General features: G+C 66.4%; 21 protein-coding genes. 16 read left to right on the top strand and 5 right to left on the bottom strand.

Annotated features, from left to right (window positions below):
• The first annotated feature begins 218 nt into the window (after positions 1–218).
• The 5 genes from QIY60_RS32570 (at position 219) to QIY60_RS32555 (ending at position 4,738) form a co-directional block, all read left to right on the top strand.
• Positions 219–1,655 carry a helix-turn-helix transcriptional regulator gene (locus QIY60_RS32570; RefSeq protein ID WP_349253979.1) on the top strand — a complete coding sequence of 479 codons (1,437 nt, stop codon included), beginning with the start codon at positions 219–221 and terminating at the stop codon, positions 1,653–1,655.
• Entirely contained in the window at positions 1,652–2,383 is a 732-nt protein-coding gene (locus QIY60_RS32860; RefSeq protein WP_349253978.1) for a dihydrofolate reductase family protein, read from the top strand. The genes QIY60_RS32570 and QIY60_RS32860 overlap by 4 nt, the downstream gene beginning before the upstream one ends.
• Positions 2,380–2,850: a deaminase gene (locus tag QIY60_RS32855; protein ID WP_349253977.1), complete on the top strand. Its 471-nt coding sequence runs from the start codon at positions 2,380–2,382 to the stop codon at positions 2,848–2,850. Before QIY60_RS32860 ends, QIY60_RS32855 begins: the two co-directional genes overlap by 4 nt.
• A 242-nt stretch (positions 2,851–3,092) precedes the next feature.
• On the top strand, positions 3,093–4,136 hold the full coding sequence (locus tag QIY60_RS32560; RefSeq protein ID WP_283145742.1) for an AAA family ATPase: 1,044 nt from the start codon (positions 3,093–3,095) through the stop codon (positions 4,134–4,136).
• The gene (locus QIY60_RS32555; protein ID WP_283145741.1) at positions 4,133–4,738 is read left to right on the top strand and encodes a guanylate kinase; all 606 of its coding nucleotides are present in this window, start codon (positions 4,133–4,135) and stop codon (positions 4,736–4,738) included. The genes QIY60_RS32560 and QIY60_RS32555 overlap by 4 nt, the downstream gene beginning before the upstream one ends.
• Positions 4,739–4,760: 22 nt before the next feature.
• Here QIY60_RS32555 and QIY60_RS32550 read toward each other — a convergent pair whose 3' ends face one another.
• The 4 genes from QIY60_RS32550 to QIY60_RS32535 all read right to left on the bottom strand — a co-directional run bounded on the left by QIY60_RS32550 (position 4,761) and on the right by QIY60_RS32535 (position 8,548).
• Positions 4,761–5,441, bottom strand: a complete 681-nt coding sequence (locus QIY60_RS32550; protein ID WP_283145740.1) for a hypothetical protein — start codon at positions 5,439–5,441, stop codon at positions 4,761–4,763.
• Positions 5,442–5,998: 557 nt separating this feature from the next.
• Complete coding sequence (locus QIY60_RS32545; RefSeq protein WP_283145739.1) at positions 5,999–6,883, bottom strand: hypothetical protein; 885 nt, start codon at positions 6,881–6,883, stop codon at positions 5,999–6,001.
• A gap of 193 nt (positions 6,884–7,076) precedes the next feature.
• Positions 7,077–7,904 carry a DUF1932 domain-containing protein gene (locus QIY60_RS32540; protein WP_349253976.1) on the bottom strand — a complete coding sequence of 276 codons (828 nt, stop codon included), beginning with the start codon at positions 7,902–7,904 and terminating at the stop codon, positions 7,077–7,079.
• Entirely contained in the window at positions 7,901–8,548 is a 648-nt protein-coding gene (locus QIY60_RS32535) for an HAD family hydrolase (RefSeq protein ID WP_283145738.1), read from the bottom strand. The genes QIY60_RS32540 and QIY60_RS32535 overlap by 4 nt, the downstream gene beginning before the upstream one ends.
• 277 nt (positions 8,549–8,825) lie before the next feature.
• On the opposite strand from QIY60_RS32535, the gene QIY60_RS32530 reads away from it, so the two are divergent.
• The 11 genes from QIY60_RS32530 to QIY60_RS32480 all read left to right on the top strand — a co-directional run bounded on the left by QIY60_RS32530 (position 8,826) and on the right by QIY60_RS32480 (position 19,135).
• Positions 8,826–9,482: a sigma-70 family RNA polymerase sigma factor gene (locus tag QIY60_RS32530; protein WP_283145737.1), complete on the top strand. Its 657-nt coding sequence runs from the start codon at positions 8,826–8,828 to the stop codon at positions 9,480–9,482.
• Between the two features lie 19 nt (positions 9,483–9,501).
• Complete coding sequence (locus tag QIY60_RS32525; protein ID WP_283145736.1) at positions 9,502–9,981, top strand: hypothetical protein; 480 nt, start codon at positions 9,502–9,504, stop codon at positions 9,979–9,981.
• Between the two features lie 1,612 nt (positions 9,982–11,593).
• A complete protein-coding gene (locus QIY60_RS32520; protein WP_283145735.1) occupies positions 11,594–11,863 on the top strand; it encodes a hypothetical protein in 270 nt (89 codons plus the stop codon).
• Between the two features lie 7 nt (positions 11,864–11,870).
• Entirely contained in the window at positions 11,871–12,611 is a 741-nt protein-coding gene (locus QIY60_RS32515) for a helix-turn-helix transcriptional regulator (RefSeq protein WP_283145734.1), read from the top strand.
• A gap of 74 nt (positions 12,612–12,685) precedes the next feature.
• On the top strand, positions 12,686–13,297 hold the full coding sequence (locus tag QIY60_RS32510; protein ID WP_283145733.1) for an AAA family ATPase: 612 nt from the start codon (positions 12,686–12,688) through the stop codon (positions 13,295–13,297).
• Between the two features lie 4 nt (positions 13,298–13,301).
• Positions 13,302–13,790: a hypothetical protein gene (locus QIY60_RS32505; protein WP_283145732.1), complete on the top strand. Its 489-nt coding sequence runs from the start codon at positions 13,302–13,304 to the stop codon at positions 13,788–13,790.
• 630 nt (positions 13,791–14,420) lie between these two features.
• Positions 14,421–14,645, top strand: a complete 225-nt coding sequence (locus QIY60_RS32500; protein WP_283145731.1) for a hypothetical protein — start codon at positions 14,421–14,423, stop codon at positions 14,643–14,645.
• A 9-nt stretch (positions 14,646–14,654) separates the two neighbouring features.
• Entirely contained in the window at positions 14,655–15,428 is a 774-nt protein-coding gene (locus QIY60_RS32495; protein ID WP_283145730.1) for a helix-turn-helix transcriptional regulator, read from the top strand.
• Between the two features lie 574 nt (positions 15,429–16,002).
• Positions 16,003–16,467: a hypothetical protein gene (locus tag QIY60_RS32490; RefSeq protein ID WP_283145729.1), complete on the top strand. Its 465-nt coding sequence runs from the start codon at positions 16,003–16,005 to the stop codon at positions 16,465–16,467.
• Positions 16,468–16,539: 72 nt separating this feature from the next.
• Positions 16,540–18,504 carry a tetratricopeptide repeat protein gene (locus tag QIY60_RS32485; RefSeq protein ID WP_283145728.1) on the top strand — a complete coding sequence of 655 codons (1,965 nt, stop codon included), beginning with the start codon at positions 16,540–16,542 and terminating at the stop codon, positions 18,502–18,504.
• Positions 18,505–18,946: 442 nt separating this feature from the next.
• Positions 18,947–19,135, top strand: coding sequence for a hypothetical protein (locus tag QIY60_RS32480; protein WP_283145727.1), 189 nt, complete (start codon positions 18,947–18,949; stop codon positions 19,133–19,135).
• Positions 19,136–19,335: 200 nt separating this feature from the next.
• Here QIY60_RS32480 and QIY60_RS32475 read toward each other — a convergent pair whose 3' ends face one another.
• Complete coding sequence (locus tag QIY60_RS32475) at positions 19,336–19,608, bottom strand: hypothetical protein (RefSeq protein WP_283145726.1); 273 nt, start codon at positions 19,606–19,608, stop codon at positions 19,336–19,338.
• Between the last annotated feature and the right edge of the window lie 38 nt (positions 19,609–19,646).

Raw genomic sequence — 19,646 nt, 5'->3', positions numbered from 1 at the left:
TGCTGCTGGTTGAAAACGAGTGAAGGAAGCACTGCTTCGAGCGCCGATGCGATGCCCACCGGAGGCGGGGTCAAGCCGACCGTGGTGGCTGCTGCTGTCGCCATGTCCCGCTCCTTCCGAATCAGTCGTGACCGGCTGCACGACTAGATTTGCCCTTGGGAGACTTGGATTCCAGATCCGCAATGACGCCGTATGACGCCAGCGCTTAGCTCCATTGGATGGAGGGGGGAGGCGGTGTGGGACAGGCTCCGAGCGTCCTGACCCCGTACGAGAGCGACGCCCACTACCTCGGTGCGCAGATGCGTGCGTGGAGGGACAAACATCCTGGGCTTTCGCTTGCAAAGCTCAGCGTGAGAATCAACTACCACGCCAGCTACCTGGGCAGATCCGAGCGCGGGAAGCAGCTGCCGACCCTCGATGTGGTGTTCGCCTACGACCGTGCGGTGGGGGCCGACGGCGCTCTCGTACGGCTGCGCAAGATGATCGACGAGGGCATCGACATCCGGAGCCAGGCTGCCCGTGATGGAGCCAAAACCGGGGCTCATGAAGCCAAAGCCCCGGCGGCTCTGGCAGGCAATCCGGACACGGAGACACCGTGGAGCGGGGAGGAGATTTCTCTCCCCATCCTCCAAGACGGGAAGGTCGTCTTTGTGTCTGTGCCTCGCCGCGCCCTTTTCGGCATCAGCGCCGCGGCTGCTCTTACCGCAGCCGTGCCGACTGCCGCTTTCGCCTCCTCCGACGGCGCCCCGCCCCTACTGCTCCCTGATACAGACCCGATCCAGGACCTCAAGACCATGCGGCGCCTGCTGATCGACATGGACAACCTGATGGGGCCGCGTGCCGTGCTCCAAAAGGCGACCGAGCAGATCCACGTCATCGAGGCCCTGCTTAAGACCCGGAGCGGGGCCGACCAGCGGGAGCTGAAGCAGTTGCGCACCCAGTACGCGGAGTTCTGCGGGTGGGTGCACCAAGACGTAGGGGACTACCGGGCCGCGCAGTACTGGACGGACCGGGCCCTGGAGTGGTCCTACTCCAGCGGCGACCCCGACCTCACCGTGTACGTACTGGCCCGCAAGGCGCAGCTGGCCGGCGACATGGGCGATCCGTTCCTGGCGGTCGACAACGGGGAGGCCGCGCTCGGCATGGCCCGCCCCGACACCAAGCTGCCCGCGGTCGCCGCGGTGTACGCGGCGCACGGGTTCGCGCTGCGCCGGGACGCGGCCGAGATGCACCGCTCGTACGACCAAGCGCTGAATCTGCTGTCGACGCGGGACCTCGATCCGTTGTCGCCGTGGGGGGTGTGGCTGGACGAGCCGTACATCGAGGTGCACCGCGCGCACAGTCTGGCCGCGCTCGGCCAGCACCAAGAGGCCGCGGCCGGGTTCAACCGGGCCATCGCCAACCTGCCCTCCGGCTACACCCGCGACCGGGGCGTCTACCTGGCGCGCGAGGCTACGGCGTACGCGGGGGCCAAGGAGCCGGAGCAGGCCGCCAGGGTCGGCCTCCAGGCCCTCTCGGTCGGCGCGAGCACTCAGTCCGCGCGGATCCTGACCGAGCTGGCCGCGCTCGATGCCAAGCTGGCCAGCTGGCAGACGGTCCAGGGCGTGAAGGACTTCCGCGACACGCTGAGAAGCATGATTCCCCACCAGAAGTGACCCGCCCGGACCCGCTGCCCGCACACCACTACTTGGAGATACCGATGCCCCGCCCGTACGTACTGCTGAGCGTTGCCACCTCAATCGACGGCCACATCGACGACACCAGCCCCAACCGGCTGCTGCTGTCCAACGCCGAAGACTTCGACCGCGTCGACCAAGTCCGCGCCGAATCGGACGCCATCCTGATCGGCGCGGGCACGATGCGCGCCGACAACCCCCGGCTGCTGGTCAACAGCGAAGAGCGCCGCGCCGCACGGGTCGCCGCAGGCAAGCCCGCCTACCCGCTCAAGGTCACCGTGACCGCCTCGGGGGATCTCGATCCCGAGCTGAAGTTCTGGCACCACGGCGAATCAATCGTCGCCTACACCACCGACGCGGGGGAGGAGAAGCTGTACAACCGCCTGGTCGATCTGGCCGAGGTCGTCTCGCTCGGGGAGAGCGTCGACTTCGGCCGGCTCCTGGACGACCTGGGCGAGCGCGGTATCGAGCGGCTGATGGTGGAGGGCGGTGGCTCCATCCACACCGCGTTCCTCTCCCAGGGCCTGGTGGACGAGATCCATCTGGCCATCGCGCCGCTGGTCGTCGGTGAGGCCGACGCGCCCTCGTTCCTCAACCCCGCCACCTACCCGGGCGGCTCCACCCGCCGCATGAAGCTGGCCGAGGCCCGCACGATCGGCGACGTGGTGCTGCTGCGCTACCTCCCCAAGCAGGAGAACGACCAGTGACCCAGACTCCCTGGACGGACACCGACGAGATGTGGATGCGCATGGCGGTCGAGCTCGCGCAGCACTGCCCGCCAGCCGAAGGCGCGTACAGCGTCGGCGCGGTCATCGTTGACTCCGACGGAGACGAGATCGCCCGCGGCTACTCCCGCGAGGGCGGCGACCTCCATGTCCACGCGGAGGCCGCGGCCCTGGCCAAGGTGAGCAACCCCGAGAAGCTGCGCGGCGGCACGATCTACAGCTCGTTGGAACCGTGCAGCCAGCGCCGCCAGCCGGTCGCCACGTGCACTCAACGGATCCTCGACTCGGGCCTGGCCCGGGTCGTGATCGCCTGGCGCGAGCCCTCACTGTTCGTCGACGACTGTCAGGGCTTCGAGATGCTCTCAGGCGCGGGGCTCACCGTCATCGAGATCCCGCACCTTGCGGATGCGGCGCGTGCCGCCAACTCCCACCTGAACCTCGGCTCATAGCCACAGGCAAGAGGCCGCCAGCAGCGCAACCGCTGGCGGCCTCTTGTACAAATGCGCACATGCGCAACCCTGGACAACCTCAATCGGACCCGGACCTTCGGCTTGCCTGCCAAGGCGACGGATTCGGTGGCTATCGTGAACCTCACAGAAGTGCATTCGTGCAGCTCAGAGGGCATTTTCAATTCGCTCTTCAACTCGGCAGTGATACCGGCGTCCCGCGAGGCGGTCCTAGCCTCCGGGACATGGAGACGATCGGCGGGAACGGCGTGGCGGGGAAAGAGCACCCGGGGTGGGAGCCTCGCAAGCTGCGGGCGTGCCGCGAGGCACACGGATTGACCCTGGAGGCCGCAGGCGAGGAGCTTCGGAAGATCGCGGAGACGGTGCGTATCCGTCCTCCGATCCAGGCGAACTTCCAGACTGTCTTCAACCATGAGGCCCGCAAGGCGTATCCGGATCCTCGCTATCAGCGGGCGTACTGCCTGCTGTACAACGCGACACCATGGGAGCTCGGGTTCCGGCACAGGCTGTCACACGAAGAGACTCCGCACCTTCCGAAGATCACCCCGCGGCACGACGCGGTGACAGGCGCGCACGTCCAGGCCGTGGAATCCGCGCTGCTGCAGATCGACGCGGCCGGGGAAGTCGACCAGCACGGCTTGCGGCACCGGATCCTCGATGCCTGGCGACGGCGGCACACTGGCGGTGATCCGCACCGGCCGCACATGGTGCTGGTGGGCGGGTACGCCGGTTCGGGCAAGTCGGAGCTAGCGGAGTTCATCAGCTACCTCACCGGTTGGCCTCGCCTCGACAAGGACTCGCTGACGCGCCCGCTCGTGGAGGCGCTACTGACCGCGCACGGTGGCGATCCGCACGACCGGCATTCGCCGCTCTACCTGGAGAAGGCGCGGGATGCGGAGTACACGTGTCTGATGGAGTCGGCGTACGACAACATCCGGGCCGGCATCTCCACCGTGCTCGATGCGCCGTTCCTCAAAGAGCTCTCGGACCCGGCCTGGATACAGCGGCTGGCCAACAAGTGCCGTTCCTTCGGCGCCGAGCTGGCGGTGATCTGGGTCCGTTGCGACCACGACTCGATGCGGGAGTACATCACCCTGCGCTCGGCCGCCCGGGACGCCTGGAAGCTCGCGAACTGGGATGAGTACATCAAGGGTGTCGACGAGAACTTCGCACCGAAGACCGGCCACTTCGTCGTCGACAACCGTCTCGGCTCCGCTGTCTCCATGACTGACCAGGCCAAGCTCGCTCTCGGAAGGCTGTACGCATGAGCTCGCTGCCGCACGCCGTGGTCCTGTACGGCCCGCCCGCCGCAGGCAAGGACACCGTCACCCAGGCGCTGACCGAACTCGACCCGCGCTACGCGCTCTTCCAGCGGCTCAAGGCAGGCCCGGGACGCACCACGGGCTACCGTCTCACCACGCTTCAGCACATCGAGGATCTCTCTGATGCGGGCGAGTTGCTCTACCGCAATGCGAGGTACAACGCGCACTACGCCATTGACCGTGGCGGGGTATCGGCACTGGTTGAGGCCGACCGCATCCCCGTTCTTCATATGGGACAGGTTGCCGGGGTGAGCGCGGTCTCGGCGTTGCCCCTGGACTGGGTCAAGGTGTTGCTGTGGAGTCCGCGGCACGTCACCGAACAGCGGTCCCGGGACCGCGGGGATCAGGATGTTGAAGCACGGCTCAAGGCCTGGGACGAGACACGCCAGGATCTCTTGTCCCATACCGATGAAGCCTGGTCACTCATCATCGAAACGGATCAAACAACTCCGGCTGAGTCCGCGCTGAGGATCACCGAGGCCGTCTCGGGGGCACTCAAAGAAACGGCGTCTGACATTCGCAGCCTGGTGGCATCAGAACAGCCGTAGCCGTGCGCGTTCCCGCACTTGGCTAACTAGTTTGTGTCAGCCAACCCTGCTCTTGCCCAATCCGAACGAAGTCAACAATGGATTTGTAGTAGTAATCCACGAGAAATTGGTTAGCGCTGTCGCCGTTTGCTTCGAGATAGAGACCTGCCCTCGCCGCGTACGAGCGGGGGGCCAGCAGGTAGGGCTGCACGAAACCGAACGTTCCTGCCGGCGCGTGGTCTTCCGAGTTCCGCGGGACATCAGGAACGGACAGAAAGGCCAGGTAGAAGTGAGGTACCTGACTGCTCAACACCAGCCACCGGTTGCTGTTGGAGGTGCTTGCGTTCCGCAGAAGATGCATACCGGGGCTGTAAGTCACCCCGTCTTCTGGGGCATTGACAACAAGTAGAGGGCGCTGTGAGGCGTACAGTTCCTCGCCATGAAAGACCCAGACGACACTGATGTTTGACCGACTGACCTTGCTGGCGATGGAGCGCAGCTCCGATTCACGCCCTAACCATGTTGCGAAGGCGTGAGGGTCATGCGTGATGAAGTACCACGTGGCGGAGCTTGCCTGGTCGAATCTCTGGCGAAGCCGCTTCCCGTGCTTCCCTGAAAACGTGACAAGGTCAGACCAGCGCTCCTCGACTCCGAACAGTCCGGAATCCTGTTCGCGGAGCCGTTTCCGCGCGTCAGCGAGCAGGACCAGGAGCTGTCTCTTCACGAGCCAGCCTGCCCCTGCGACCAGTGCGGCGGAGGAGAGCGATCCAGCTACGAACGCGAGTATTGAACTGGGTGTCATGGGAGCCCTTCCCAGGTAAGGATGCCCTCCGGCCCGTCCTTCTGTATCCCCCTACGCTCATGTCCGCGTTGCACTGCACTGGCGCACGCCCAGGTGCACACCACCTCTGGGCCCTACAAGATGCCTGCCATGACCACGCGCGTTCCTCGCCTGGGCGGAGAGCAGCGCGGCGGGCCGGGGCACGAGCGAGTTGACGCTGCGGAACCTCAAGGCGATACGGCGGGCCTGATGCCCGGTCCCGCCTCCCTCCCAGATGACGATCGTCATGTCCGTTTCTCTCAGGAAGCTGGGAGGCGGAATCCCTGTTTTCCCAGGTAGAGGCGTTTCGTTGACGTGCTGGGAGCCTGGGAGGTCGGCTATGTGGATGGGCTTCTTCAAGCTCTGCACCGCCCGGTCCGCAGAAGGCGCGCGGGCATGCTCTGCGTGTGGCTGTCAGGGTCTCGGTGCACAGTGGCCACAGCCGGAACTGAAGCGGCAGGTCAGGATTGTGGGATCGGCCTGAGTGCTCGGACGAGAGTCTCAGCGTGGGTTCGGGCCCGGCGCGCTTCAGCAGCGGTGGGGATCTTTCCGGTGTGGGCTGCCGGATTCCTAATCTCGGCGAGTTCCGCTCGGAGTCTGTTCTTGGAGACCTCCAGCTCCGCACCAAGGTTCGTGCACAGACCGTGTAGGGCCACCATGCCGTTAGCGGACTTGATCGCCTCGGTGATGAAGTCCGCTGGCAGCCTCTTCTTACTCAGGTGGTCTGTGATGTAGGCCCCAAGAGCGACCTCGACGGCCGTCCCTGCGTCAATGACCGCCCGGCGTAGGTCGCCGCCTAGTTCTGCGCTCTTCGCGGACAGCAGCATCCGATGCTCAACCGGGAGGTGCTCCTGGCACGAAGCGCGGCGAAGTGCCCCCGCCAGCTGGGATCGATTCAGGGGCTGTGCCCCGATGAAGACAGTTCCCATTAGCGCGCCACTGCCAGTCATGTGCTGATCGCCCGCTGGAATGTGGATGGCCGAGCTGTGGGCGTCGTCGAAGTCCCGGAGAGGCTCTCCGCTCCAGACCGCGGCCCATTCCTGCAAGATCCTGAACCAGCGGGGGAACGCCTCGCTCAGCGCGTTGAAGTCCGCCGCGTCAGACATCTTCTCCTGTGGTTGAAGCAGGCAGACGGCGGACGCCCGGCTCACGTAACAGAGCCGGGACGAACTGCGGTATCCCCACCGTCCCTCGGAGAACGTGGCCATCTGTTGGGGAATCGGCTTGCCATACCCGTCCAGTGCAGCTGTCAGTTCCCCGCCGCTGCCAAGGTCCGGGAACGCCAGGGTGACCTTCTGCCCTCCGATGGTCACATGCTCGACCAGCCCCAGAGCATCGATGCCCACGGGCAGAGCCCAAGGAAATTCCATGACCCCTGAATATCTGCGGCGTCGTTGCATGCGTGGGATTATCCATCCTCCCAGGCTTCCCTGAGCACAGCCCGGAATGTCCGTTCTTCTCAGGAGAGCTGGGAGGTAGGGTCCTCATTTTCCCAGGTAGACGTGTTTCGCGGCGGAGCTGGGAGCCTGGGAGGTCGCTTCAGCCGGCGGGCTTCTTCAGCAGGTCCACGGCCTGGTCCACCGAGAGGTCGCGGTCATCCTTCGTTTCCGTCCAGCGGTCCAGGATGGCGGCCGCCGCGCGCAGCATGTCGTCGGGCAGCCCGGCCTCTTGGAGCATGTCGGCGGCCTCGGTTAGTTCCGGGCTCCATCTCCAGGCCCTTGCCGCCGTCTTCGGGATGTAGCCGGTCTCCGTCAGGTACGAGCCGGGCCGCTTGCCCGCGATGGCGAGCAGCTCCTGGTCGACGCCATGGTCCACCGCAAGGCCATAGGAGACAGCCGCCAGGACGCGGCTGGCCTTCTGGTACGCGCTGTAGGAGAGCTTCAGCGCAGAGGCCTGCCCGATCCTCTCCCCCAGGACGCGGGTCCGTACGTCCGTGTGAGCGAACAGCTCCTCTACCGTCCCGGTCTCTCCCGGGCCGGAGAGGTAGAGGGTGGGCTTCTTGCCGCCGACGGGCGGCGAGCCGACGATGCCGCCGTCGACCACGGTGGACGCGGGGAGGAGGTCGGCGATGCGGCGCACCCGTTCCGGCGTGATCGCGTTCGCTTCGACCCAGGTCCCGGCGTACGCGGTCGCGGTGCGGGCGAGGTCGTCGGCGAAGGCCGACGGGCAGATGCTCAGCACGACGTCGGCTTCGTCCAGGAGCGCCGCGAGGTCGACGACCGGCGTCAGCCCGGCTGCGGCTGCACGGTCCGCGCTCGCCTTCGAGCGGCCGGTGGGGTTCCACAGCACCCGGTACCCGGCGTGGGCCAGCTGGCCGCCGACGGCCGCGCCCATCGCGCCGGGGTGCAGCAGACCGATCGTGGTCACGAGGCGCTCCCTGTCAGCAGCAGGGTGATGGCCTCGGTGGCGGTGTCGACGGTGTGGTGCGGCGCGGGCACGCCGTCGGGCCAGGGCCGTCCGCGCAGCCAGATCGTGCTGAGCCCGGCTTGGTGGGCGCCACCGATGTCCCCGGCCGGGTTGTCGCCGACCATCCAGGCCCGCGCCGACGGGGTGCCGCCGGTCCGGGCGACGGCGACGTGGAACGCGTCGACTTCCGGCTTGCGGATGCCGATCTCCTCCGAGATCACGATGGCGTCGACCGCGTCGGTGAGGCCGGCCGCGGTGATTTTGGCGCGCTGGATGTCGCTGGCGCCGTTGGTGAGGATGCCCAGCCTCCACCCGGCGGTGCGCAGCTGCTCCAGGCCCGCGAGGACGTCCGGGCTGCGGGGTACCCGGGCGGCGATGCCAGCGACGTAGCCGTCCCAGAGCTGCGCGGCCGGCTCTTGGAGGGCGAGCTCCTGGCGCAGCCGTTCGAAGGTCGTCGAGTAGGCCCGTTCTCGAAGAACCTCGGTGATGTGCCGCTGGGCTGCCGTGTCCAGACCATGGTCAGCGCAGAAGGCTCTCGCCCAATCAGCAAGAGCCCACTGCCGGTTGATCAGCGTGTTGTCGAGGTCGAAAAGAGCAAGGCGCACACCGGGGAGCTTACGGCCGGACTTTGCACACAGGCCATCGTCATGCGCATATGCGCACATGTGCGTCCGGTGAGCTTGACTTTGATGGCCCTTCTTGGCCATGGCTCTGACCTGGAGAAGAGCAGTGTGGAAGAAATCTTGGCCGGAGGTGACGGGATTTGGTGGCTGTGCTTCGTCTCCTAGACAGGCCAGGGGTTTCCCATCCTTGGTCCATCGGACTCGGATCCCGCTGGGGAACTGGGGGTCCGAGCCGGTCTTACCGGGAAGGGGGCCGTCGGTGAAGATCGGCGACCACTGGGAAGACCCGCAGGAAGGCGGAACGTCCGAGACGTTCTCAACGACCGGCGAGTCGGCAGGTCCGGCAGCCACTCAACCGGGCCTGACCTCCGGGCATGAGGAAGCCACTCATGCCGCAGGGGAGAAATCCTTCGATCTCAGAGGCGACTTTGGTCAGTACTGCGAAGAGAACACGCCGCGCCTTCTCAGGGTGGCCTTTCGCATCACTCGCGACCCTTGGGCTGCTGAAGATGCTCTCCAGAACGTTCTTGAGAAATTCTGGAAAAGGTGGCCTGAGGCAGGCTTCAGGGATCGAGTCTTGCGTACTCCTGGTTATTCGAACTCGTGTGTTGTCTATTCAGCAATAGACGCAATCCGGAGTGAGGCGAGCCGGGCCTTTCGAGAAGAACAGGATGCCAGTAAAGAAGTTGTCAGAAGCGACGACTACTTGCGCGTCGAGGACGATGACAGCTTTCGTAGGATGCTCGATGTCCTTAATAGCTTGAATCGGACTTGGCGTCTGGTTATCTACCTGCGCTATGCGCGGGAATTCACCATTGTAGAGGTAGCGGCCATTATTCAGATCTCGGAGTCGACCGCCCGCCGATACGAACGGAGGGCCCTCATGGCTCTCCGGGAAGCCTATCAGGGGAACTAAGAAGAGGGAGGAAGCCATAGTGGATGTCGTTGAACGGCTCACCATGGCGCTGAACTCCCAGTCTTCCTCAGGCGACCAACCCGATCCCGAGCAATTCCTTAACAAGTTTTTCTTGAAGATGGGGATTGCTCGGGGTACGGCAGACCGTGGAGCAGTTGGCACTGTGAGCTGCACGCAGTCGGCCGAGGCCGAGGAAGGCATCCAAGAGGGGATCGTTGCCCCGAAAGGGGAAGACCTCCTGGATGAGCTGAGGGGCATCCTGCCCGCAGCCGCAGAGGAGAAGGAACATAGAAAGGGAGGTATCTACAGAAGAATCGCGGAGATCGTTGAGCAGGTGGACGATGAGAAATCAGCTTATGCGTGGTGGCTCCACGCGGCTCAAGCTGGTGACGAAGTGGCCGTCGCCATCGTCGATGACCTTGTGCTCGATCTCTCTGTGGAACGACCCAGCGTTCTACAGATCACCCATCAGCTTGAGAGCTGGATGTCGGCACGGTGACCTCAGTTCAATGGTATATACAGAAGGCAGGGGAAAATGAAAACGGCACCAATCTTGCCATATATCCTCTGACTTCTTGGGGGCACCAGTGTTGCAGTCCTCTCCTGGTTTCTCGATGAAGAGAAAGAGAAATCTGTGTAGCTGACAAATAGCCACGCCTGTCAAGTCCTAAGAGGTCATGCTTCCGCTCTTTGATAAAGTGCGGAGGGGTGGACATACCCAACTCCAGATACGGTACAGGTGTGACATGAGGGCCCGGATCCACGCAGTTGATAGCGTGTGGATCCGGGCCCTTCCGTATTTTTTGCCCTAGGTGAAAGTCTATAGCCCGTGGCTCCGTCCTCATGTTGAGAGGCTGAGGAGGAATCACGTGAACAATCTATTTACTAATGATCTGCGACAGTCGGGGCGGAACCAATGACCCTGTCTTTGATTGTTGCTCTTGCGCTGGCAGGCGTCGGTGTCTACATCGCTTACAAGAATCCGCGGATGGGCGCGGCCATCTTGGTAGGCCTCGGCATAGTCACCGTGCTGTATCTCATCTGGGGGAAGGACCCGACCGTCCCGACCACCGTGCCGGTGCCCTCCATGGCCCCGGCACGGACCTTCCCTGGTTCCCATCCCAGGGCGGCGCTGCCTTCCGAGGCACCGTTGGCCGAGCCTGTGGCTCCCCGCACAGCTCCCTCTCCGTCCGTACGCTGACGGATTGTTTCTCCCGGAGAGCCTGAGAGCCTGTTTCTGAACTTCGAACCCGCAGGTCACGGCGCTTTGGATCGGGACTGCGCGCAGAGAAGCCGTTCGCTCAACCGTCATGGAGACGGTTGAGCGAACGGCTTCTCTGCAACCTGGTTCCGTGGGGCGTCCAGGAGGACCCTGGACATGTGGCGAGGAACCAGTGGAAGATCACCCACCTCGGATTCGACCCGTACCTCTTCTGATCTCCTCGATCCCGGATCCCGCCGCGCTCCTGAAGCAGCGCAGACGTCCATAGCTCAGGTGCCATGGTCGTCTGTGCATGCGCGCATGCTCTGAGCTGGCAGAAAGCCGTGAGGCCGTCATCTCATCTGAGAGATGGCGGCCTCATGGTGACAGGCCGTGCGCCAACACGGTGTCTGCCGATGTCCCTGGTCAGCGTGGTTTGCAGCCAGTAGCCGTCAGGGGTGCAGGGGGACTAGACCCTCTGCTGCCCTCAGCGTCGGCCTAGGCATGCATGCATGCAAGTTCGGGCTGTCCAAAGATGAGCCAATCACAGCCCGCGGGACCTCACTGAGCGCGATGCGCCTCCCTCCGGTCGCCGGTACACCGTGCGGATTCCCCGGTACGCCCGGGGTCAGCCCCGTTCCTCACCCAAGACCAGCCTGTACCGGGTCAGTTCAAAGACGCCGGTGAACGGGAAAATTCTGCGCTCCCGACCGGTACACCAACGGACCAAAACGGCCCGCTGCGCCGATCGCGGGACCGGAGCCCGTTGGAGGGCTGGGAGAATGGTCTGACGCACGAAGCCGTAGGTGGGAACGCCAATTCCCCCTGCGTGTCAGCACTTTGCAGCCAGTAGCCAGTCGTTGCCAGCGCCCCTCGCGGGCGCCGGCCGTCATCGTCAGGGGAGTGTGTCTTGCCCAAGAAGCAGCCCAGCACCCATGTGCTGGTCCCGGCGGAGTCGACACCCGCCAGCTCGAACCGTCTGACCTTCGCCCAGGTGACTGCCGTCATCGCCTTCCCCGTCATGGGCAGCACCCTCGCCCTCGCCGGCATGCCGGTCTCCGACATCTACCCGCTGCTCGCGTACTGCGGGGGTATCGGCGTCGCGGTGCTCATGGCAGCCAGCGGCGGCCGTAAGCTGGCCGCTGGCCTTGCCCAGCTCCTTCTGCACTTGGGCAGGTGAGTAGGCCATGGGTCGCCGCCCGAATCGCCTCGACTACACCCTGCCGGATCGGGGCGCACTCGCCGCGCTGCTGCGCAACCAGCGCAAGGCCACGGGCCTTACCTATCATGAGCTGGCGCCCAAGGCCGGGGTATCTGCCGCGACATTGAAGCGTGCAACCTCCGGGAAGGTGATGCCCACCGAGAGGACCGTCGTGGCCTTCATCGAGGCGTGCGGCGGGGACAGGACCGATGTCGAAAAAGGGCGTCTGTTCTGGCGGCTCGCACGCATGGAGCAACGAGGCACGCGCGGGCAGCGCACACCCCATCCAAGGCTGATCAGCTCTCAGGCGGAGCTGAGTCTCGGGCTCGTGGATCTCTACGAACGCGATGGCCTTCCATCGTTCCGTGAAATGCAGCGCCGGGCTGGCGCAGAGTGGCTCGCCATCAGCAGCATCTCTCGGATCGTCCACCGAGAAGCCCTTCCTGCTTCCCGGGGACAGATGGCTGCCTTCCTCCGCGCCTGCCGTGTTTCCCGCAAGGTGCAGAGTGACTGGCTCGATACCTGGCAACGAGTCGTTAGCCGTCCCTATGCAACAACCATCTACCCGGTTCGCCCCAGGCGGCCAAGCACGGCTCTCCGTTCCCACGAGCGCCTGCACCGTCCGCAGGACACAGTCCTCAAACAGGAATCGCAGAACAACCCGGCCAAGCTGAGTGCTGTCACCAGCAGCGACGTTGACGATGCCCCTCGGCTCATGCGCCGGTAGAACCCACCCCTCAGACGCTCATGGATCTTGTGCCATGGGCGTCTGCGCATGTGCGCATGCTCTAACCTGCCACTATGGCATTCAAAATTGCAGTGGCGATGTTCAAGGGCGGTGCGAGCAAGACCACGGTCAGCCTGGCCCTGGCAGAAGCCGCCGCGGAGGCCGGCCTGGACGTCGAGGCCATCGACACCGACCCCATGGGCGGGCTGACCCGCTGGTCGCTGGGTGCCGAGGAGGAATCACGGCCGCTGCGGATGGCGGTGACGGGCATGCCGTCGGCGAAGCAGCTGTCCGACCGGATCGCCAGCGCCACCAGCCATCGCGACCTGGTCGTCATCGACGGCCCGCCGCCCGGCGCGCTGGCCATCGCCAAGGCCGCCATCGAGGCCGCCGACTACGTGCTGCTGGCCTGCCCCGCCCGGCCCGCCGACCAGGACAGTGTCCCGGCGACGCTCGCCGCGGTTCGGGAGGCGGGCAAGCCGTTCAACGGGGTGCTCACCTGCGCACGCAAGACGCTCCTCACCGACACCGGCCGGATCGCCCTCCACGGCATGGGCGTGCCGCTGCTGAAGACCGAGCTCGACTTGTCCGACTTGGTTGCCGACAACTACCTGCACCGCTCACGCGGCCCGTTGCGCCGCTTCGGAATCGACCTGTTCGACGAGATCAGCACGAAGATTGGGTGACCTCATGGAAGAAGCCACCACCCCCGACGCCGCCCCTGACGAGGACACCCCCGCAGGCCGACGCAAGGCCAAGGCCGCAGCCGCAGCGGAACGCTTCCTGAACCGGGGCGGCAAGAAGGCCCCGGCGAAGAAGACCGCCGCACCGGCCAAGAAGACGACCGCCAGGAAGAGCCCGGCGAAGAAGACCGCTACCCCGGCAGCACCGGCCGACGCGGGCAGCGAGGCACCGGCCGCAGCCCCGGCGCGCCCCCGTAGGACGGCGGCGGCGGGGCCGCTCGCCCGCCGGACCCCGCCGGCCGAGCAGGAGAAGACCACGTTCTACAGCGAGCGCATCAACCTGACGACCACGCCCGCGCAGAAGAAGATGCTGAAGCTGGCCGGGGTCGAGGACGGCATCGACACGACCGCCCGGATCCGCGCGATGATCGCGCTGTACGAGGAAGACGAGCGGCTGCGCAAGCGCATCGACAAGCTCGCGCAGCACTGGCGGTAACGCCGACCGCTGTGCTAGGGCTCTCAAGACAGAAGGCCGGCCCCGCAGAAGCGGGACCGGCCTTTCGGTGCAGATCATGCGCCAACATAGACCTGCAAATGCCCTGGTCAGCTGTGGTTGGAGCCAGTAGCAATCAGGGACACGAAGCGCCCATTCTCAGTGAGGCGGGCTGCTCGTACGAGTGAGCATCGCAACCAGAAGGCGTACGCGCAAACGCAGATGGGATGTGGATGAGCAGCGGCGGCGGCGTCGCGTGCGGCACCCCGCATGGTTGCTTGATCACACGCCTGTGACCAGGGGCTTCGTCCCTGCCCGTCCGCCTACCACACTTCATTGGCCAAGTATCCCTGGGGCGGGTCAGCCCTGGGATGCACGTGCACTAAAACTCCGATGAGCATATGAGCGGGGATGGAGGGGGCGTTCGGCCTGAGATGCTGGTGTGCAGCAGGTCGAGAACCAAGCCCAGGCGCCGCCAACCGCCTTTGGTTCTTGCCGAATTGGAGCCAGTAGCAGCCGCCCGGTGGATACCTTCGGCCCGCCGGGCGGCCACGGAAGGGACACCCTGTGGCAGGCAAGCCTCGTACACCCCACGTCTCACAGGCACCGACGGAGCCTGTACCGAACGACGAAGTGCTCCCCGTCCAGCGTCGCCTGGGCGGCCCCGAAGCGGCCGTCGTCATCGTCCTTGTCGTCACCGCAGCGGTGCTCGCCAAGACCGGCATGCCGATGCTGGCCGTCCTGCAGCTGCTTTCGGGAACCGGCCTGATCGCCGCCGTGACCATCACCGCCCTGCACATCCGCTCCTCCCAGCGTCTGCGCAAGGTGCTGCGGGCCGTCTTCGGCGCGATCCAGTAGGGGTGCGCCATGGGCCGCAAGGAAATACCCGTCGACCGGACCCTGAAGTACAACGCGCAGCTCGCCCTGTTCCTGCGCAGGCGCCGTGCGCTCAGCTCGTGCTCCTACGCCGAGCTCGCCGAGCACTGCGCGTACAGCCGGCACACGCTGCAGCGGGCAGCGGCCGGCGGGGCGACAGTCCCGCCGTGGCCGGTCGTCGCGTCCTTCGTGCGCGGCGTCGCCGAGGCTCTGGCCGACGAAGAGCACCCTGACGAGACACAGAAGGCCATGGAGCGCGCGAAGTCCCTGTGGCGCAAGGCGCGCTACGAATCGCGGCAGAAGACTCAGCGCCCCCGCCCCGAACCGCCTCTCCTGGCATTCGTCCGGGATGAAGCGGACGTGTCGGCCGTGCTGATCGAACTCTACGAACGGGCGGGGGCCCCTTCCATGGAGACCATGGAGAAGCAGGCGGGCGGGATGGGGCGCCTGCCACACAGCACAGCGCACCGCATCATCTCCCGCAAAGCACTGCCCAGCTCCTACGACCAGTTCAGTGCCTTCCTGGACGCGTGCGAAGTCCGGCCAGCCAAGCGCGATCCGTGGTACAGGATGTGGGACCGCGTCTTCGGATCGTCGTCGGTCCTGCAGCAGCCCAGCCTGCCCATCCGGTCAGCCGTACCAGATCCCAAATCACAGCGTGAGACCGGTGTTTTCCGGCTCTCTGGACACGGCGCCTTCCAGATCGTGCGTGAAAGGGGCCGGGTGACCGTGTGGGACATGAGAAACGGCACTCAGGTGGCGTAGACGACACTGGCAGGGCCTGGCCAGCGGGCGGCGAGCTCCTGGGGCAGGGGGGAGTCCGTGAAGGCCCTTATCTCCTTGTCCCAGGGGATGTTGACCGCGAAGCCCACGATGTGGTGTCGGAGCAGACCGGCTGGGGGATACGGCGGTCGGCGGTGTCCCCCTCCATCCGGGCGATGGCCCGCTGCGGCGGGCGGTGGGGCTGCGGCCGACCGCAGCGGCAGCAGGCAAAGACCGCCTCCTCCACGAAGCCGAGGCCACCGGCGGCGACCCCCGCCGCATCTGCGACCTGTTCGGTTTGTCCGTCGGCGCGGCCCTGCGCTACACCGGCACCATCGACCAACCCGGCCTCATCGAGCACAGCCTGCGTAACGCGGGAGGGACAGGGAAGACAGGGGCCGAGTAAGAGTAGGCCACGAGCCCACGCGTCGGCGGCCTCCCGTGCACACGCCCCGTTGAGGCGACCGGTGAGGCGACCGGATTCTCTGGGCGGTGCCTAGATTCCGGGCGAAACGTTCCTGCGGCGGGAGGAAGGCCTACGGTGGTGTGACGACAGGATTTTCCTTGGGGGTGGGCCATGGAGCCGATTTCGGCTGCTCTGTTGCTGGCGTTGGCCACGGGCGCGGCGGGGACCGCGGGCAGCCAGTCCTGGCAGGGCCTGGTTGCTTTGGTACGGCGTTGGCGGGGGCAAGCGGGCCGACCGACGGGGGTGGCGGCGGGTGAGTTGGAGCCTGCCCCGGCCGAGGTGGAGCTGACGTTGCTGGAGCGCGAGCCCGCTGATGAGTGTCGGGCGCAGATGTTGTCGGCGGCGTTGGCTGCACGGGCCGGGCTGGATGCGGGTTTTGCCGCCGCGCTGGATGCCTGGCACCGACAGGCGCAGCAGGTGGTGCCAGCTGCCAGGACGGGCAGCGTCTCCGCCCACATCTCGGGTGGCAGTCAGGGCAACGTGGTCACGACCCGCGACGTCGCTGGCGGGGTGAACCTCGGCACTCCGACGAGCCCGCCTCCACCGCCGCAGCAGTCCGACGAGTCCGGCGACTGAAAGCCGGTCGTGACCGTGGAGCCGTCCGGTAGCGGCGATGTCCACGCCGACGTCCGTGGAGGCCGCCAGGACGTGGTCGTCACCGCGCGAGACATCACAGGGCCGGTGACGATTACCGCTGCCGGGGCGCGAGTGCCCGGTTACCTGCAAGACCCGCAGCGCTGGACGCTGGTGGAGACCTGGGACGCCCTGACAGCAGGGACGCACCGGGCCCGGCCCGATAGTGCCGGTGACGCGGTGCCCCCGTATGTGGCCCGGGATGTCGACGCAGTGCTGCGAGCACGGCTGACCCAAGCGGCGCAGCGGGGCGGACTGGTGCTGGTGCTCGGAGAGTCCACAGCGGGCAAGACCCGCGTCGCCCACCACGCGGTGCGCCGGTGCGAGGTACTGGGCGGCTACCGGGTTCTGGCTCCGGACACCGGGCCGGACCTGGTGGTCGCGGTGGAAGTGGTGGCCGCCACTGCTGTGCGGTGCCTGGTGTGGCTGGACGACCTGGAGCGCTTCCTTACTCCCGACGGCCTGGAAGCAGGGATACTGGCCGAACTGGTGCGCCTGCGAACGCCAGTGCTAGCCACCATGCAGTTGCGCCACTACGACAACTTCTACCCGCGCACCGGCGAGACGCCGCTGGAAGGCCCCATCGGCCCTGATCCATCTGGGACGGGAGCTCGCGTACTCAAGCAAATCGAACCACTTCACCTTCAGCGCCGCTGGAGCCCCGAGGAGCTGGCACGTGCCCAGGAATGCGACGACCCACGCATCATCGACGCCGTCACCCACCACGGCCCATATGGAGTCGCCGAATACCTCGCCGCAGGCCCCGCCCTGCTCACCGAATGGCGACACGCCACCCGACCCGGCGGCCACCCCCGCGGCGCCAGCCTGGTCGCCGCGGCCGTCGACCTCGCCCGCACCGGCCTGCGCCCGCCCTACCCCACCTCCTTGCTTACCACTCTCCACCACCACTACCTGCCAGACGACCCCCTGTTGCGCCCCGAACCTCTCGACGAGGCCCTGGCGTGGACCGGGCGCCTGCGCTACGGGGCCACCAGTCTCCTGCTGCCCACTAGCGACCCCGGCGCCTGGAACGTCTTCGACTACCTCCCCGACCACACCACCAGCCGCGTTGCCGACGAGGTATGGCAGGCCGCCCTGGACCATGCCACTGACGACAACGACCGCTTCACCATCGGTGTGCATGCCTGGGACACAGCCCCTCACATAGCCGACGATGCCTGGCGCCCCCTCGTCCCACATGTACCCGGCGCGGCGTTCCACCTCGCCTACCTGCTCGACCAGGAGGGCCGGAGTGAGGAGGCTGAGCAGATGTACCGCCAGGCCATGGACGCCGGGGAGGCCGGCGCAAAGTTCAACCTCGCTGTCCTGCTCACCAATACCGACCGGAATGAGGAGGCTGAGCAGCTGTATCGCCCGGCCATAGACGCAGGGGACGCCGCCGCGGCCGTCGGGTTCGCTGCCGTGCTCCACAGGGCGGGCCGGAATGAGGAGGCTGAGCACCTGTACCGCCAAGCTATGCACGCCGGACATACCGACGCGGCGTTCCACCTCGGCAACCTGCTCGCCGTTACCGGCCGGAGTGAGGAGGCTGAGCACCTGTACCGCCAGGCCAGTGCGGCCGGGGACACCTACGCGGCGGTCAACCTCGCTTTGCTGCTCGCCGATACCGACCGGAATGAGGAGGCTGAGCACCTGTACCGCCAAGCTATGCACGCCGGACATACCGACGCGGTGTTCAACCTCGCTGTCCTGCTCGCCGATACCGACCGGAATGAGGAGGCTGAGCACCTGTACCGCCAAGCTATGCACGCCGGACATACCGACGCGGTGTTCAACCTCGCTGTCCTGCTCGCCGATACCGACCGGAATGAGGAGGCTGAGCACCTGTACCGCCAGGCCAGTGCGGCCGGGGACTTCCAAGCGGCGGTCAACCTCGCCTACCTTCTCGAAAGGGCGGGCCGGAGCGAAGAGATCGAAGCGGTGTACCGCGAGAACTGGGAGGCGCTCAATCCATACTGACGCCGCCACCAACCACTTGCCCGATAGGGCGGCCGTCTCGCGCTCCCCGAAACAACCATGACAGCAGTACCCCTTCGCCTGCCCGCCCCGCACCCGCCGGCGAGCAGTACGCCGCCGTCGACCGCCGGTCCATACCCGCGTACGAGGTCGCGGTCCGGCCCTCGGTTCGGCGGACCGGGACGAACCCGCGCCCGCTCCGATACCGTTCTGGACGCACCACCCGCGAGTTCGGCTACGAGCCCCCCTTCGGAAAACTCGAACCAACGGCCTTTGCCCGCCGGGCACACCGCCGAGGAGAGCCCGCTGCATGCAGTGGCGCCGCCGGGCTCTCACCCTGTCGTACGGCGACACCGCCACCCCTGCCGACGTGGCCCGTGCCGCACGGATCCACAGCTCGCCAGTTCCCGCCCCGGTCCGGGCACGGGCGGGGAAGAATTGCTGCATGAATCAGCTCACCCGACGCCGTTGGATCTGGTCACCCATCACCTCCTGGCAGGCCAGACGGCTTTCCCGCGTGACGGGCGTGGACCAGGACGCCGCATGGGTCAAGCTCCGCACCGCGACGCACCCCGAGGAAGCCGCGCTCTATAACCGTTCGCCGTCTCCTGCCCCAGACGAACCCGCCGAGTAACCCGCCCCAACCATCGACGAAGTGCACCCGGACCCGGCAAATGGCGACGGCCCGCACTGCCCCGCCTGGGGCGGCATGCGGGCCGTCGCCGTCCTGTGCGCCGCAGAGCGACGCGCGGCCCGACCGCGCTACGCGACCGGGCCCAGGACAGTTTCTGCGGATCGTCTCGCCGCGGCAGGCCTCCGTCCATACCCCGTCACTCACACGGGTGACGGCGGGGCCCAGCCGAGGGACTGACGGGCGGTGTGCAGGCCGAGCAAGGCGTGGGCGAGGAAGCCCTCAGCGGCATCGAGGGCGATGTACGCGGCCTCGGGATCTCCGTCCTCCACGCAGTCCAGGACGGTCAGGAAGCCGACGGCCGCGAACGCGGCCGAGGCGGCCGCGGCCGCCGGGTGCGCGCCCTCGTACTCGTCGCCGTCGTCCTGGTCGTGGGGGACGAACGCCTGGATGTCGTAGCCGGTGTGCTGTCTCACCGGTTCCTTGACCGATCTCAGCGAACCTTGACCGGCTC

It is taken from the genome of Streptomyces sp. BPTC-684, assembly GCF_030028635.1.
GTDB classification, from domain to species: Bacteria; Actinomycetota; Actinomycetes; order Streptomycetales; family Streptomycetaceae; genus Streptomyces; species Streptomyces noboritoensis.
This window is presented reverse-complemented; position numbering and strand designations above follow the sequence as displayed.

Bases quoted from the DNA above. Each gene is read 5' to 3' on its own strand.
- QIY60_RS32510 (WP_283145733.1), top strand. From the start codon at position 12,686: ATGGCATTCAAAATTGCAGTGGCGATGTTCAAGGGCGGTGCGAGCAAG.
- QIY60_RS32555 (WP_283145741.1), top strand. From the start codon at position 4,133: ATGAGCTCGCTGCCGCACGCCGTGGTCCTGTACGGCCCGCCCGCCGCA.
- QIY60_RS32515 (WP_283145734.1), top strand. From the start codon at position 11,871: ATGGGTCGCCGCCCGAATCGCCTCGACTACACCCTGCCGGATCGGGGC.
- QIY60_RS32480 (WP_283145727.1), top strand. From the start codon at position 18,947: ATGAATCAGCTCACCCGACGCCGTTGGATCTGGTCACCCATCACCTCC.
- QIY60_RS32560 (WP_283145742.1), top strand. From the start codon at position 3,093: ATGGAGACGATCGGCGGGAACGGCGTGGCGGGGAAAGAGCACCCGGGG.
- QIY60_RS32495 (WP_283145730.1), top strand. From the start codon at position 14,655: ATGGGCCGCAAGGAAATACCCGTCGACCGGACCCTGAAGTACAACGCG.
- QIY60_RS32505 (WP_283145732.1), top strand. From the start codon at position 13,302: ATGGAAGAAGCCACCACCCCCGACGCCGCCCCTGACGAGGACACCCCC.
- QIY60_RS32570 (WP_349253979.1), top strand. From the start codon at position 219: ATGGAGGGGGGAGGCGGTGTGGGACAGGCTCCGAGCGTCCTGACCCCG.
- QIY60_RS32490 (WP_283145729.1), top strand. From the start codon at position 16,003: ATGGAGCCGATTTCGGCTGCTCTGTTGCTGGCGTTGGCCACGGGCGCG.